The sequence below is a fragment of the Phenylobacterium sp. genome, assembly GCF_036264965.1.
GTDB lineage: Bacteria > Pseudomonadota > Alphaproteobacteria > Caulobacterales > Caulobacteraceae > Phenylobacterium.
Window position 1 is genome coordinate 25,147 of the sequence record NZ_DATAPY010000037.1, and the last position, 15,101, is coordinate 40,247.

Sequence of the window (15,101 nt, forward strand, 5' to 3'; positions counted from 1 at the left end):
CCCTAAACGCCGGCGCCCAGGATCCAGCCCTCTTCGCGCTCCGCGTCGAGCACAGTGTCGGCGGCGGTCCCCTTGGGCGGGCCGAAGATCTCGCCCAGCTTGTTGGTGGCGTCGAGGCGCGCGAAGTGTTCGGCCAGGGTGCGGACCTGCATCAGGTCCTTGACCTCGCCCGCCGCGCCCTGCGGCGTGACCATCGAGGGATAGACCTCGGCGAACACCACATCGACGCCGGCCAGATCGGCCTCGGTCATGGCCTTGAAGCCGGTCTCGAAGGGCCAGACCCTGGCGGCGTCGCCGCGGGCGTCCTTCAGCCGCCGGACCAGCGGAATTCCCATGATCGCCTGACCGCCGACCGAGCCGTTGTAATAGGTCTTCCAGATCGAGGCCGCGCCCTTGGCCACGAGCTCGGCGTGGCGGAACTCCGGCAGGTCGTCCGGCCCGTGCGGCCGGAGCTTCGTGGCGGTCAGCGTCGTCTGCACGTCCTTCGGCGGCGCCCCCCAGAAGGGGAAGGCTTCGCCGGTCAGCAGGCGATTGATCTGCGCCGCCACATTGAAGCGGTTGTTGACGTTGGTGGGCTTGTCGACGACGCGCTTGCCGAGCTCATCCCACGCCCCGCGCCAGGGCTCGCCCCTCAGCTTCAGGGTGGCCGCAAACCCGCGGGGGAAGCCCAGCGGGAAGTCGAAGCCCACGAGCACGCGCTCCGACCGCTTCTTCAGATCGGCCAGGATCAGGTTCAGGCGCTTCTCAGCCTCGGCGCGAGTCGCCTCGTTGAAGCTCTCGAACGATAGGCGGAAGCGCACATCGTGCTTCAAGACGCCGATCCACACGGAATCCGCCCCGGTCGTCGGCTTCGACGCCGCGCTCCAGTCAACAATCACATAGGCGCTGAAAAGGCGCGGCACAGGGCAGGCTCCGGACTCGGTGGACGAGCGGTTCTAGCCCTTCACCTGCGACGGGCCAATGGCGTCAGGCCAGCTTCACCAGCATCTTGCCGAGGTTGTCGCCCTTGAAGAGGCCGATGAAGGCGTCCGGCGCCTTTTCGATCCCCTCAAAGATCGTCTCCTTCCAGCTGACCTTGCCCTCAGCGACCCATTGGGAGAGGTCGGCGATGTACTGCGGCATCAGCCCGAAATGGTGCGAGACGATGAAGCCTTCCATGCGGATGTTGCGGCCGATCAGCTGGGCGAGGTTCGAGGGGCCCGGCTCCGGCTTGGTGGCGTTGTAAATCGAGATCATCCCGCAGATGGCGAAGCGGGCGAACAGCTTGGCGTTGTTCAGCGCTGCCTCCAGATGCGCGCCGCCGACGTTGTCGAAATAGACGTCGATGCCGCCGGGCGCGGCGGCCGCCAGGGCCGTGTTCAGGTCCTTCTCGGCCTTGTAGTCGATGACGTGGTCGACCCCGATGGACTTCAGGTACGCCACCTTGTCGGCGCCGCCGGCCGAGCCGATCACCGTGTGGCCCTTGGCCTTGGCGATCTGGCAGACCATGGCGCCGACCGCGCCCGCCGCGCCGGAGACGAAGACCACGTCGCCGTCCTTCAGGGCCGCGATCTTCAGCAGGCCGGCATAGGCGGTCAGGCCCGGCATGCCCGCTGCGCCCAGGAAGGCCTGGACGGGAAGCTTCCCCGGATTGAGCTTCTGCACGGCGCTCGCCGGCGCATTGAAGCCCTCGCGCCAACCGAAGCCGGACTGCACCAGGTCGCCCGCCTTGAAGGCCGGGTCGTTGGAGGCCACGACCTGGCCGATGGCGCCGCCATCCATCGCCTTGCCAAGCTGGAAGGGCGGGGCGTAGCTCTTCACGTCGTTCATGCGACCGCGCATGTAGGGGTCGACCGTCATCCAGAGGTTCTGCACCTGGATCTCGCCGGCGGCGGGCGCGGCCAGTTCGACGGTCGCCAGTTCGAAGTTGTCATAGGTCGGCAGGCCGGACGGGCGGCTCTTCAGGCGGATCTCGCGGACTTTGGTCATGGCGTTCAGCTCCCTCGGACCCTGCCGGCCCGTTCAAACAACTGTTTAGCTCGCCTCGCCGGGTGGCGTCGAGAGCCATGACCTGATAGGCGGCGGGCCCAATTCGGAGCTTTCCATGGCTGAGTCCCCCAATGCCTGAATCGTTAAGGGGCGGCGTGATCGGCGCAGGCGTGTTCGGCGGCTATCACGCCAATCAGTACGCCCGGCTGCCGGGGGTCGTGCTGTCGGGCGTCTATGACGTGCATCCGGATCGGGCGGCGCGCGTCGCCATGCCGCTCGGCGGGCGCGGCTTCGCCGACCTGGCCGAGTTCCTGGACGCCGTGGATGTAGTCACCGTGGCCTCGCCCGCCACCTTCCACGCCGAGCATGCGCTCGCGGCGCTGGCGGCCGGCAAATCCGTCTATGTCGAGAAGCCGATCGCCACGAGCGTCGCCGACGGCGAGAGGGTCCGCGCCGTGGCCGCCGCCAAAGGGCTGATCGTCGCCTGCGGCCACCAGGAGCGGGTGCAGTCGCGGGCCATGGGCCTGCTGGACATCCCGGAGCAGCCTCTGCGGCTGGAGGCCCTGCGTCACGGCCCGCCGTCGGACCGCAGCCGCGACGTCTCGGCGATCCTCGACCTGATGATCCATGACATCGATCTGGCGCTGGCCATCTCCGCCGCCGATCCGGTGACCGCGGAAGGCGAGGGGCGCCTGAGCGACGACGGCGTCTGGGACATCGCCCGCGCTGAGGTCAGCTTCGAGGATGGCTTCACCGCCCTGTTCGACGTCTCGCGCCAGGCGGCGGCGCGCAACCGCGCCATGAAGATCGTCTATCCCTCCGGCGAGGTGGAGATCGACTTCGTGGCCCGCACGCTACGCAACACGACGCCCTTCGCGCTCAACGCCAATTACGCCGACACGCCGGCGGGCCGCGATCCGCTGGGCGCCAGTGTCGAGGGCTTCCTGATGGCGGTGCGCGGCGAGGCGCCCCGGCCGATCGTCAACGCCGAGGAGGCGATCCGGGCGCTCGATCTCGCACTGGCGATCGAGCAGGCGTTGGCGGAGTAGCCTCTTAGGCGATAGCGTTTCATCAGAAGCCTGGGAGACACCCGATGAGCAGCGCCTACGACTATGAGTTCAAGACCATCGACGGCGCGCCGCTGCCGCTGACGACCTTCAAGGACAAGGTGGTGCTGGTGGTGAACACCGCCTCGGCCTGCGGCCTGACCCCACAGTACGACGGGCTGGAGAAGCTCTACTCCGACTACAAGGATAAGGGGCTGGTGGTGCTGGGCGTGCCCTGTAACCAGTTCGCCGGCCAGGAGCCGGGGACCGAGGCCGAGATCAAGGCCTTCTGCGAGACCCGCTTCAACATCGACTTCCCGCTGACCGCCAAGGCCGACGTGAAGGGCGAGGGCGCGCATCCGTTCTACAAGTGGGCGGAAGCCGAGCTGGGCGAGCCGGCGGCGCCGGTGTGGAACTTCCATAAGATTCTGATCGGCAAGCACGGCGAGGCGATCCAGGCCTTCGGGCCGCGCACGGAACCGGAAGCGCCGGAAGTCATCGCGGCGATCGAGAAGGCGCTTTAGGCCGGACCGGCGCGCGCGGCTCATTGGCGCCTCGTTCCTGGGTGATGGAGGGCCGGGGTTCCGTTGGCGCCGCCAAGGGCGCGGAGTGGTGTGATGTTCAAATCCCTTGCCTGCGCGGCGGCGGTCCTCGCGGCGTCGCTGTTGTCGTCTTCCGCGCGCGCCCAGCTGCAGGACGAGAATGTCCTGGTGCTGATTCCTCATGGGTTCAAGGCGGGCTGGCAGGGCGCCAACGGGCCCATGACCACTGTGGAGTATGTCCCGACCGAGGAGAGTGTCGACGACTGGTCCCAGATGATCACCCAGCAGATTTTTCACGGGCGGACGAACGAGCCGCCGGACAGCTTGCCGACGTTCATGGGCACAGGCTGGAGGGCCGGCTGTCCGGGCGGCGCGGGGCGGAAGCTGAGCCAGGCCGACGAGAACGGATATCCGTCGGCGATTTGGGTTTTCACCTGCCCGCGAAATCCCCAGACCGGCAAGCCTGAGACCGCGTGGATCAAGGTGATCAGCGGCGCCGACAGTCTCTACAGCGTGCAGTACGCGGTCCGGCGCGAAGCCACTGATGAGACGACGCGGGCGGCCCTGACCTACCTCCAGCGCGTCACGGCCTGCGACACGCGCCGGGCGGATCGTCCTTGCCCGAAGGCCCCCAAGCTCTAGCCGGCCGCCGCCCGTGTTCCGCGCTTGCCGCGCACCGCCAGATCGACGGCAAGCAGACGGTTCTCGCCCTCCATCCGAAGGTCGACGCCGGGCATGTTCATCATCGCCACATAGTCGCCCAGGGTGTCCTCGACCGCCTGACTGAAGCCCTGGGCGTCCTGAGCCTTGTTCATCTGGATCTTGCCCATGCGCAGGATCTCCGGGCTGTTCTGCGCCACGCGGGCGGCCCAGGCGAAGGTCTCGCGCTCCAGATCGGCCTGGGGCAGCACCCGGTTCACCAGGCCGTACTGCGCGGCCTCGGCGGCGGAGATGAAGCGGCTCTCGAAGATCAGCTCCTTAGCGCGGCGGATGCCGATGTCCCAAGGGATCGACATATATTCGACCATCCCGGCCAGGAACTCAGCGTCCTCGGCGGCGAAGACCACGTCCATGGCCGCCGCCAGCATCCAGCCGGCGTAGATGCAGTAGCCCTCCACCATGGCGACCGTGGGCTTGGGAAAGTTCCGCCACTTCAGCAACAGGTCGAGGTTGTATTTCTTGAACTGGTCATAGGTCTCGATGCCGGGCTTGGCGTCCAACGCCTTGCGGTAGGCCATGCCTTCCTCAGTGCCGAGATCGTGGCCGGTGGAGAAGACGCCGCCCGAGCCGCGCACGATCACCACCCGCACATCGGCGTCGGCGCGGGCCAGGTCGAAGGCCTGATCGATCTCGTCCAGCATCCGGTAGCTCTGGGCGTTACGATAGGTCGGGCGGTTCAGGGTGATGACCCCTATTCCGCCGTTCGTGGCATAGGCGATGTCGTGGAATGTCACCTGGGCGGCCCCTTTTGTCTGCTTGATCCGACTATAGGGCGGCGCGGCCAGTTCGAGCCAGATCGTCGCCGGGAGCCTGGAGCTTCTGGCGGAGGGGCCGGCGGAATAAAGAAAGGCGCCCCGCCTGGGGAAGCGGAGCGCCTTAGTCTTGCACCCGAGCCTAAGCCCTAGAAGCGGTACTGCAGCTCGATGCCGTAGGTCCGCGGGGGCGTGATCGTGTAGGCGCTGGTGATGCCTTCGAGCACGGGGACGAGGCTGGCGGCGGTCCCGCCGGGCGGTATCGCGCCCAGCACGTGGGCTGGGACCACGCCGGCGTTGCGGGTGGCGCTTGCGCCGCCTTCGAAGCCGACGGAGTTGCCGATGTTCCGGACGAAGGCGATGATGCTGTACTTGTTGTCCTTGTCCTTCCAGGTCGCCCGCGCATCCCACTGATCGTAGGACGGCGACTGGTAGTAGGACCGGTTGAACAACGAGCCGTACTGCTTGTCGCGCCACACGTAGCTGACGGACGGCGACAGCGAACCGGCCGTCATCTCCCAGGTGTAGTTGACGTTCACCGCCACCTTGTTCTTCGGGGCGTTCGGCAGGTTCTGGCCGGAGAGGTTCTGGCCGCGCTGCGCGTTGCCCGTGTAGATGTCGCACAGCGAACTGCCGGCCGGCAGGGTCGCGCAACTGGCGAGCGCGCCGATCGGCTTCGCGCCCGGTGCGACCGCTGTCGGGTCGGCAGGGTCAACAACCCCGGCGCCGCTGGTCACATGGGCGTCGTCGTAGGAATAGTTGAACAGGATCTGCAGGTGGTCGATCGGCTGCCACGTCGTCTCCAGCTCCACCCCTTCAGAGACCGCCTTCGGGACGTTGAAGAAGATGGAGTTCGCCTGGGCGAGACCGCCATTGGTGGCCGCGACCGTGAGCGGGATCTGGTCGTTCTCATAGTCTTCGTAGAAGATCGCGAGGTTCGCCTGGAAGGTCCGCCCGAAGTTCTTCTTCAGGCCGATCTCAAAGTCGTTCATGTGCTCCGGCTCGGCGTTGGGGGCCACACCCAGGGTGGTGTTGATGCCGATCCGGAAGGCGCCCGCCTTATAGCCGCGGCCGTAGCGGAAGTAGGCCATGGTGTCGGGATCGGGATCCCACTGCACGCCGGCGGTGCCGGTGACGGCCGACCACTTGTTGTCGTAGTGGCGGGTTGCAAAGCCTGTGGCGGGGTCGACCGTCGTCAGCGACGAGACGCCGGGCGTCACGCCGGGTGCGCCCGGTTGACCGGGGATAAGGCCGCCGATGCCCGCCGCGGGCACCTGGGTCAGGTCGATGATGAAGTTGGTGAAATTCTCGGGCGAGCCGGCGCAGGCGGGCACGTCGAAGCACAACAGGCGAAGCGACTCCTGGCCAAACTTGTGATCCTCGGTGTAGCGCAGGCCCAGGGTCGTCTTCCAATGCGGCGTGAACGCCCAGTCGATCTGGCCGAAGACCGCCTTGGAGGTGATCTCAAGCTGCGGCTGGTCGTCGTAGATGTGATTGTTGCCAGCGAGAGCCGCGCAAACGCCGCCGGTGAAAGCGCAGGTCGCATTGGTCAGGAAGGGCCCGTGGGTGACCGGCGCGCCCTGGTCGAGCAGGGTGGTGGATGTCGGCTGCTTGTAGTTCTCGTCGTAGTAGTAGGCGCCGACGATCCACTGGAAGGGGCTGTCGCCCGTCGAGGCGAGGTTCAGTTCATGGCTGAACCAGTTCTCTCTCTCCTCGTAGCTGAACGAGTAGCGGGGATTGACTGTGCTGCCCGCGCCGATGGCGCCGGGGATCACGGTGTTGCCGCTCACGAACGGCAGCTGGAAGGAGGTGATCGAGGCGGTGTCGTTCGGGTTCGTCGCCGGTCCGGTCAGGTGGTAGTGATAGTGCGTGCCGCCGGCGACGTACTTCAGGTCGATGTTGTCCGCGACGTGATAGATCCACTCACTGGCGAAGATCGTCGTGCCGGTCAGCTTGTCCTGGAACGGGACGTCACTGCTGAATTTGCGCCAGTCGTTCTCGCTGGCGTTGGAGCACGCAGTGGCCAGAGACGCGCCGCCCGCGGTCACGATGTTGGTGAGGCCAGTGAGGGCCGTCGGCAGGCAGGCGTAGCCTGGGTTGAGCGTGATGCCGCCGTTCGCCGCCAGGAAATTGGGGAACTGCGGCTGGCCGAGGCCAGGCGTCAGCGTGCCGGCCGGGAAGGTAGTGCGGGTGACGGTGTTCTTGGAGCCCGGGCCGCCGCTGTCGTTGTGCCAGTCGATGCCCGACAGCTTCATCCAGCCTTCGAACTTGTCGTTGAAATGGAACTTCAGCTGCCCTTCAACGAGCTTCTGGTCGATGATGTTTCCGGCGTCGGGTTGGCCGGGAATGGTGTTCTTGAGCCAGCCCTCGGTCTGCTTCTCCCAGTTGGCGGCCAAGCGGAACTGCACGCCGGGGATCATCGTCGGGCCTGACACCGCGCCTTCGAGGATGCTGTGGTTGTAGTTCTGATACTGGGCCCGGACCTCGGCGTAGAAATCTTCGGTGGGGCGCTTGGAGATGATGTTGATCGCGCCGCCGATGGAGTTGCGGCCATAGAGGGTGCCCTGCGGACCGCGCAGCACCTCGACCCGGTCGGTGAACAGCGGCGTCTTGCCGGCTTCGACCGTCGAGGAGGTGTAGATGCCGTCGGAATACTGCGCCACCGAGCCTTCCGCCGCGTGGACGTTGGTGTTCCGCCCGATGCCCCGCAGCGTGTTGCGGTCGTTCTGGGCGTTGTATTCCAGGCCCGGCGTGAAGTTGGTCATGTCGGTGATCGTCGTGATCCCGATCAGGTCACGCCGCGCCGAGGTGAACGCGGAGATGGCGACCGGCACGTCCTGCAGGCTTTGGGCCCGCTTTTCGGCCGTCACCACCAGTTCCTCGATGGTGTTGCTGGCGGCGGCCTGGGTGGCCGGCTTGTTGGCTTGAGCGTGGGCCGTTGATCCGACCGCGGCAGCCAGCATCGCGCTGGACGCCATAAGGGCGTGTTTCCAATGCATCTGAACTGCCTCCCGCAGCCTATGTTTTGAAGCGCTATTGTCTGCGCCTGAGGGGGAGGCTGAAGCAGAGCCTCTAGGGCGTCAATGTGATTGGCGTAAGTGAACGGCGATAACTAAAGACGCCTCACCTACTTTGGCGCCCAGGACACAGTTTTTGGTTTCAGGCTGCTTCGACAGGTGAGCTGCGCGGGGATTGAGCACTCTCCACGGCCTCGGGATTACCTTCCACGTGACCATCTGCTTTGTAAAATCGGCGTCGCTGACTTTACGGAAACTTGGGCCGAAATTGCGTACCATCCTTTCGAACTATCCAAATTTCCGCTGAAAAAACATTGTTCCTCTGCGTACGAACCATCCGAAATGGATTGCGAAGCGGCAACATTGTTGCGTAGCAAACGCAAACTGGCGCCCATGGGTTGAGTCGGCCGAGGGCCGGGCGTCCGTCGCGCCGCTGGCCCCTTTCGCACGCGGCGGCGCGCGCTTAAGGAAGCAGCCTCGACGTAGGAGGCCTGGATTGATGCATCGCAAGCCGGACGGAAGCTGGGACAAGACCAAGCTGCCCAGCCGTCACGTGACCGAGGGGCCCAGCCGGGCGCCGCACCGGTCGTACTATTACGCCATGGGCCTCGGCAGCCGCGAGATCGCCCAGCCGTTTGTGGGCGTCGCCTCCTGCTGGAACGAAGCCGCCCCCTGCAACACCGCCCTGATGCGTCAGGCTCATGCGGTCTCGGCGGGGGTGAAGGCGGCCGGCGGCACGCCGCGGGAATTCTGCACCATCACTGTCACCGACGGCATCGCCATGGGGCATGAGGGGATGAAGTCGTCCCTGGTCAGCCGCGACGTGATCGCCGACTCGGTCGAGCTGACCATGCGCGGCCACAGCTATGACGCCCTGGTGGGCATCGCCGGCTGCGACAAGTCCCTGCCGGGGATGATGATGGCGATGCTGCGGCTGAACGTGCCCAGCGTGTTCCTCTACGGCGGCTCGATCCTGCCCGGCCGCTGGGCCAACCGCGATGTGACCGTGGTCGACGTTTTCGAGGGCGTCGGCATGCACTCGGCGGGCAAGATGACGCTGGAGGACCTCTGCGACCTGGAACAGCACGCCTGTCCTTCGGACGGCGCCTGTGGCGGCCAGTTCACCGCCAACACCATGGCCTGCGTCTCCGAGGCCATCGGCCTGGCTCTGCCGCTGTCGGCCTCGCTGCCCGCGCCCTACGAGAGCCGCGACGCCTATGCCGTGGCCTCCGGCGAGGCGGTGATGCGCCTGATCGAGACGCAACTGCGCCCGCGCGACATCGTCACCCGCAAGTCCTTCGAGAATGCCGCGGTGGTGGTGGCCGCCACCGGCGGATCGACCAACGGCGGCCTGCATCTGCCGGCCATGGCCCACGAGTGCGGCATCGAGTTCACCCTGCGCGACTTCGCTGAGATCGCGGCGCGCACGCCCTACATCGCCGACCTGAAGCCGGGCGGCCGCTATGTGGCCAAGGACATGGGCGAGGCCGGCGGCATGCCGATGCTGCTGAAGACCCTGCTGGAGGGCGGCTACATCCATGGCGACTGCATGACGGTGACCGGCAAGACCATCGCCGAGAACGTCAAGGACGTGGTCTGGCGCAGCGACCAGGACGTGATCCGGCCGGTGTCCAACCCCCTGTCGCCCACCGGCGGCGTGGTGGGCCTGTGGGGCTCGCTCGCCCCCGATGGGGCGATCGTCAAGGTCGCCGGCATGCAGACCCACCGCAGCCATCGCGGTCCCGCCCGGGTGTTCGACGGCGAGGAAGCATGCTTCGCCGCCGTCGAGGCCGGCGACTACAAGGACGGCGACGTCCTGGTGATCCGCTACGAAGGCGCCCGCGGCGGCCCGGGCATGCGCGAGATGCTGTCGACCACGGCGGCGCTCTCGGGCCAGGGCCGCGGCGACAAGGTGGCCCTGGTCACCGACGGCCGCTTTTCGGGCGGCACCCGCGGGCTCTGCGTCGGTCACATCGGTCCGGAAGCCCAGATGGGCGGGCCGATCGCGCTGGTGAAGGACGGCGACATCATCGCCATCGACGCCGACGCCGGGACCATCGACCTGGAGGTCGATCCCATCGAGCTGGAAAACCGCCTCCGCCACTGGAAGCCGCGCAAGACCAACTACGGCTCCGGCGCGCTCTGGAAATACGCCCAGATCGTGGGCCCGGCCCACGAAGGCGCGGTGACCCATCCGGGCGCGGCGGGCGAGAGCCACGTTTACGCGGACATCTGATGCGCACCCCCCAATGAAGACCATCGGCCTGATCGGCGGGATGAGCGCCGAGAGCACGAGCGTCTACTATCAGCTGATCAACCGGCAGGTGCGCGAGCGGTTGGGCGGGCTGCATTCGGCGCAGATCGCCCTGTGGTCGCTGGACTTCGCGCCGATCGCCGAGCTGCAGGCCAAGGACGACTGGGCGGCGACCGGGGCCGTCCTGGCCGACGCCGCGCGGCGGCTGGAAGGCGCTGGCGCCGACGCCATCCTGATCTGCGCCAACACCATGCACCTCAACTACGCCGAGGTGGCGGGCGCGGTCGCAAAGCCGGTGATCCACATCGCCGACGCGACGGCCGAGGCCCTGAAGGCCAAGGGGGTGACCAAGGCCCTGCTGCTGGCCACCCGCTTCACCATGGAAAAGCCGTTCTACGCCGAGCGGCTGGCGGCCCAGGGCATCGAGACGGTCACCCCGCCGAAGGCTGACCGCGACCGCCTGCACGCCATCATCTACGACGAGCTGGTGGTCGGCGTCATCACCGAGGCGTCGCGTGGCGTCGTCCTGAAGATGATCGAGGACGCGAAGGCCGCCGGCTGCGACGGGATCATCTTCGGCTGCACCGAGATCGGCCTCCTGCTGGACGTGGCCGCCATGCCCCTGCCGACGGTCGACACCGCCGTCGCGCACTGCCAGGCCGCCGTGGATTTCGCCCTGGCCTAGGGCCAGCGGGCGCGCAACACTTCGCAAGGCCCGCAAACGGCGGGCGCAGCGGGGGCTGGCGACATGCGGACGTGGGATCAGAACCGCCGGGGATTCCTGGGGCTGGCCGGAGCTGGGTTTGGCGCCTCATGGGCCGGCGCGGCCCTAGCGGCCGGAACCGATGAGCCGGACCTGATCGTCATCAACGCCAACGTTCTGACGGTCGACGCCCAGACGCTCCGCGCCGAGGCCTTCGCCGTGCGGAGCGGGCGGTTCATCGCGGTCGGCCGCACCGAGGACATCCGCGGGCTGGCCGGCAAGCGCACCGAGACCTTCGACGCTCAGGGCATGACGGTCACGCCGGGCTTCATCGACTGCCACAACCATGCGCCCGGCGAGACGCTGCTCTACGACGTCCTGGTCGGCAATCCGTTCGAGGTCGAGTTCGTGACCATCGACAGCATCGTCGGCAAGCTGCGGGCGCGCGCCCAGACCCTGCCGCCGGACACCTGGGTCCGCGGCGAATTCTTCGACGACATCAAGGTCAAGGACGGCCGCCTGCTCAATGTCCACGACCTCGACAAGGTGTCGACCACTCAGCCCGTGGGCGTGCGCCACCGCGGCGGGCACACCATGTTTTACAATTCCAAGGCCCTCGCCATGGCCGGGATCACCAAGGCCACGCCGGACCCGCCGGGCGGCACCTACGACAAGGGCCCCGATGGCGAACTCAACGGCCGGGTCACGGATCTGGCGAGCGCGCCGATCGAGCGGATCGGCCTGCGCCAGACCTTCTCGCCGGAGGAGACCGCCCGGCGCGCCCGCGACGGTCAGGCCTATATCTCCAAGCAGTTCGTGCGCTACGGCTTGACCAGCGTCCATCACGAGGGCGGGGACCTGAGCGCCCTGCAGGACGTCCGCGCGCGGGGCGAGCTGAAACACCGGGTCAGCTACGAGCCGCAAGCCCTGGTCATGGAGGCGATGATCCGCTCCGGCCTGCAGACCGGCTTCGGCGACGAATGGATCAAGCTCGGCGCGACATCCGAGCATCTGGTGGACGGCTCGTTCTCCGAGCGGACCATGGCGATGAGCCATCCCTACGCCGGCGTCTCGCCGCCCTATTTCGGCAATCTCACGGAGACCCAGGAGGCGCTGAACGCCTGGATCGAGCGCGTCCATCGGGCGGGGATCGACGTGAATTGCCACGCCAACGGCGACGTGGCGATCGACCGGGTGCTGACGGCCGTGGAGCGCGCCCAGAAGCTCTATCCACGGGCGAATGCGCGGCCGAAGATCACCCACTGCACCCTGCTGAACCCGCAGCTGATCGCTCGGATCAAGGCGGCGGGCGTCGTCCCGGCGGTGTTCTCGACCTACGCCTACTACAACTCCGACAAGTTCCCGTTCTATGGCGAGGCGACCATCCGTCAGGCCATGTGCTTCCGCGACCTCCTCGATGCGGGCGTGCCGGTCTGCGCGGGGTCGGACTTCAACCCCGGACCGTTCTCGCCGCTGATGGCCATCCAGGCCATGGTCACGCGCAAGGGCTGGGACGGGAAGACCTGGGGAGCCAACCAGAAGATCACCGTCGACGAGGCCTTGCGGGTCAACACGCTGAACGGCGCCTACGCCTCCCACGAGGAGGCGATCAAGGGCTCGATCACGCCGGGCAAACTGGCGGACTTCGTGGTGCTCGCCGACGACCCGCACAAGGTCGATCCCGACAAGATCAAGGACATCCGCATCCTCCGCACGGTCACCGGCGGGACGGTGGTCTACCAAGCCTAGTTAGCGCAGGGCGCGGCGGGCTTCTTCTTCGTCCTCGCCCTCGTCCCAGGGCGCTTCGTCGTCGTCCTGATCGGCGAGGCGGGAGAACAGCGGCGCAAGCGGCGGGAAGGGCTCCGTCTCGCGCCCGGGTTCGGGGTTCGGGATCGGTTGTGAGGCGGGCGCCGCCACGACGGGCGCCGGCGCCGGCCGCCTGGTGTTCATCGGCCGGCGCAGCAAGGCCTCGATGCGGGCCAGCCAGCGGTTGGCCTCGCCGATCGCCTCGACGGGCGCCAGCTCGTCGCGGCGGCCCTCATCCTCCGGCAGCCACAGGTCGAGCACGAAGTCCGGGTGCGTCAGGTCGTCGAACACCAGCCGCAGCGCCACCCGTTCCAAGGCGACGAAGGCTTCCAGCGCCTTGCGCGCTTCGCCCCGGTGGACGCGGCCGATCACCAGCCCGTCGACAATCACCTCCGCGCCCATCAACTCGTCCAGGGCGTAGACCAGGCCCCAGGCGCCGTCGTCCCAGACCACCGCGACCTTGTTGGTGGTGAAGTTGAAGCCCATGCCCTTGCCGCGGCCCAGCGCCGGCAGGAAGCCGTGCAGATCGCCTTTCAGCACGGCCTTCAAGCCTCGCTGGATGCGGCGGTTTTCGTTCATGCGCCAGCGGACGACGCCGGCCACGAGGGTGACGGCCACCCCCGCAAACCCCAGCAACGCCAGCAGCCGAGTCACCTCGTCCATGCGGACAGGCTAAGCCCCTTGCCTGAGTCTGCCCAAATCGCCGTTCGCTAGAGGTCGAGTTCGATCACCAGGGGCACGTGGTCGGAGGGCTTGTCCCAGCTCCTCACGTCGCGATGGATCGTGACCCCGCTTAAGAGGTCGGCGGCTTGCGGGGAGAGCAGCGCATGGTCGATGCGGATGCCGTTGTTCCGCTGCCAGGCGCCGGCCTGGTAGTCCCAGAAGGTGTAGGCTCCGGGCGAGCCGTCGGCGGTGAGGAAGGCGTCGATGAGGCCCAGGTACTTGAGCGCCCGGAACGCCTCGCGGGTCTGCGGGCGGAACAGCGCGTCGCCCTCCCAGTTGGCGGGGAATTCCGCGTCGCGCGCCTCGGGGATGACGTTGTAGTCGCCAGTCAGCACCAGCGGCTCCTCCAGCGCCAGCAGGTCCTGGGCGTGGCGGTGCAGGCGGCCCATCCAGTCGAGCTTGTAGGGGTACTTCTCGCTGTCTGCCGGATTGCCGTTAGGCAGGTAGATCGAGGCGACGCGCACCGGCCGCGGCCCGGAAATCACCGCTTCGAGATAGCGCGACTGCTCCTCCTCGCCGGGCTCGGGCAGGCCGCGGCGGACGTCCTCCATCGGCGCCTTCGAGAGCAGGGCCACGCCGTTGTAGGATTTCTGCCCGTGGACGGCGACGTTGTAGCCCAGCCGTTCAAAGGCTTCGGTGGGGAACTTCTCGTCCACGCACTTGATCTCCTGCAGGCAGGCGACGTCGGGCTGGGCGGCCTCGAACCATTTCAGCACCGTCTCCAGGCGCGCATTGACTGAATTGACGTTCCAGGTGGCGATGCGCATCGGGTCTCGGCTACTTCTTGGTGAGGGTGAGCGGCAGCGTCGCGCCCTGGGTCCAGCTTCCGACCAGGGCCTTGCCGTCGGCCGAGAGCTTGGCCTTCAGCTCGCCGCCGATCGGCAGGAAGAGCACCGACAATTCCCCGCCGTCGGCTTTTACCGCCGTCGCCGGGATGGTCGCGCCCTGGTCCAGGCTGTTCAGTTCGCCCGTGGTCTGGCCGCCCTCGGTCTTGAGGTGGAATTCCAGGCGCAGCTTCTGGCCGCCCGCCTCCAGGGTTCCGGCCCAGTCGCCATCGTAAGCGGCCGGGGTCTGGGCGGTGGCCGGCGTGGCGATCATGGCGGTGGCGAGCAGCGCGAGGCCGATGCGCCTGGCGCGCGAGATGAGGTCCATGGCGACGTCCTTCCCCTTTGGTCGTGCGCGAGAGAGTTAGGCCGCCCGCCGCGCAGCGCAAGCCGAAGCTCGGTTTGGGACCTTTCGCGGGGTCTGTCGTCGCCTAGCAGGCTGTTGAAGAAGTCGGTAGCGGCGCAGGACTCGGCATGATTCACTCTCTCGAGCGAGGCTTGAGGGTTGGAGATGCGTGGCTCTGACGATCGAAGTGGGTCCTTGTTCTCGTACGTGGACCTGGAGTCTCGGGTTCGGCGCGATCATCCGCTGCGGCCGATCCGGGAGATCGCAAACGCCGCTCTGGCGGACCTGAGCGAGGACTTTTCGGCGCTCTATCCGCCGCGGCTGGGCCGCCCGTCGATCGCGCCGGAGCGGCTGTTGCGGGCGATGCTCTTGCAGGCGTTCTACGGCATCCGCTCGGAGC

The 15,101-nt window shown here is 67.3% G+C and carries 14 protein-coding genes; 7 read left to right on the forward strand and 7 right to left on the reverse strand.

Annotated features, from left to right (window positions below):
- Positions 1–2: 2 nt before the first annotated feature.
- Positions 3–902, reverse strand: coding sequence for a cobalamin biosynthesis protein CbiG (locus tag VHS75_RS04950; protein ID WP_329637496.1), 900 nt, complete (start codon positions 900–902; stop codon positions 3–5).
- Between the two features lie 64 nt (positions 903–966).
- The gene (locus VHS75_RS04955) at positions 967–1,968 is read right to left on the reverse strand and encodes an NADP-dependent oxidoreductase (RefSeq protein WP_329637497.1); all 1,002 of its coding nucleotides are present in this window, start codon (positions 1,966–1,968) and stop codon (positions 967–969) included.
- Between the two features lie 131 nt (positions 1,969–2,099).
- On the opposite strand from VHS75_RS04955, the gene VHS75_RS04960 reads away from it, so the two are divergent.
- From VHS75_RS04960 to VHS75_RS04970, 3 genes are all read left to right on the forward strand, one after another.
- Positions 2,100–3,017: a Gfo/Idh/MocA family oxidoreductase gene (locus VHS75_RS04960; RefSeq protein WP_329637498.1), complete on the forward strand. Its 918-nt coding sequence runs from the start codon at positions 2,100–2,102 to the stop codon at positions 3,015–3,017.
- Positions 3,018–3,061: 44 nt separating this feature from the next.
- Complete coding sequence (locus tag VHS75_RS04965; RefSeq protein ID WP_329637499.1) at positions 3,062–3,538, forward strand: glutathione peroxidase; 477 nt, start codon at positions 3,062–3,064, stop codon at positions 3,536–3,538.
- A gap of 93 nt (positions 3,539–3,631) precedes the next feature.
- Complete coding sequence (locus VHS75_RS04970) at positions 3,632–4,198, forward strand: hypothetical protein (RefSeq protein WP_329637500.1); 567 nt, start codon at positions 3,632–3,634, stop codon at positions 4,196–4,198.
- Here the strand turns inward: VHS75_RS04970 and VHS75_RS04975 are convergent.
- Positions 4,195–5,010, reverse strand: coding sequence for an enoyl-CoA hydratase-related protein (locus VHS75_RS04975; protein WP_329637501.1), 816 nt, complete (start codon positions 5,008–5,010; stop codon positions 4,195–4,197). The two genes, VHS75_RS04970 and VHS75_RS04975, sit on opposite strands and share 4 nt — an antisense overlap.
- Before the next feature lie 167 nt (positions 5,011–5,177).
- Entirely contained in the window at positions 5,178–8,027 is a 2,850-nt protein-coding gene (locus tag VHS75_RS04980; protein WP_329637502.1) for a TonB-dependent receptor, read from the reverse strand.
- Positions 8,028–8,544: 517 nt separating this feature from the next.
- On the opposite strand from VHS75_RS04980, the gene ilvD reads away from it, so the two are divergent.
- From ilvD to VHS75_RS04995, 3 genes are all read left to right on the forward strand, one after another.
- Positions 8,545–10,281 carry a dihydroxy-acid dehydratase gene (gene ilvD, locus VHS75_RS04985; RefSeq protein WP_329637503.1) on the forward strand — a complete coding sequence of 579 codons (1,737 nt, stop codon included), beginning with the start codon at positions 8,545–8,547 and terminating at the stop codon, positions 10,279–10,281.
- Between the two features lie 13 nt (positions 10,282–10,294).
- Entirely contained in the window at positions 10,295–10,984 is a 690-nt protein-coding gene (locus VHS75_RS04990; protein WP_329637504.1) for an aspartate/glutamate racemase family protein, read from the forward strand.
- 63 nt (positions 10,985–11,047) lie between these two features.
- Entirely contained in the window at positions 11,048–12,751 is a 1,704-nt protein-coding gene (locus VHS75_RS04995) for an amidohydrolase (RefSeq protein WP_329637505.1), read from the forward strand.
- Here VHS75_RS04995 and VHS75_RS05000 read toward each other — a convergent pair whose 3' ends face one another.
- From VHS75_RS05000 to VHS75_RS05010, 3 genes are read right to left on the reverse strand one after another with little or no spacing between them, the layout of a single operon-like run.
- The gene (locus VHS75_RS05000) at positions 12,752–13,471 is read right to left on the reverse strand and encodes a hypothetical protein (protein ID WP_329637506.1); all 720 of its coding nucleotides are present in this window, start codon (positions 13,469–13,471) and stop codon (positions 12,752–12,754) included.
- Between the two features lie 47 nt (positions 13,472–13,518).
- Positions 13,519–14,298, reverse strand: coding sequence for an exodeoxyribonuclease III (gene xth, locus VHS75_RS05005; protein WP_329637507.1), 780 nt, complete (start codon positions 14,296–14,298; stop codon positions 13,519–13,521).
- Between the two features lie 10 nt (positions 14,299–14,308).
- Positions 14,309–14,683, reverse strand: coding sequence for a hypothetical protein (locus VHS75_RS05010; RefSeq protein WP_329637508.1), 375 nt, complete (start codon positions 14,681–14,683; stop codon positions 14,309–14,311).
- A 183-nt stretch (positions 14,684–14,866) separates the two neighbouring features.
- Between VHS75_RS05010 and VHS75_RS05015 the strand changes: the two genes are divergently transcribed.
- Positions 14,867–15,101, forward strand: a 235-nt coding sequence (locus VHS75_RS05015) for a transposase (RefSeq protein WP_329637509.1), incomplete at its 3' end; no start/stop codon positions are given.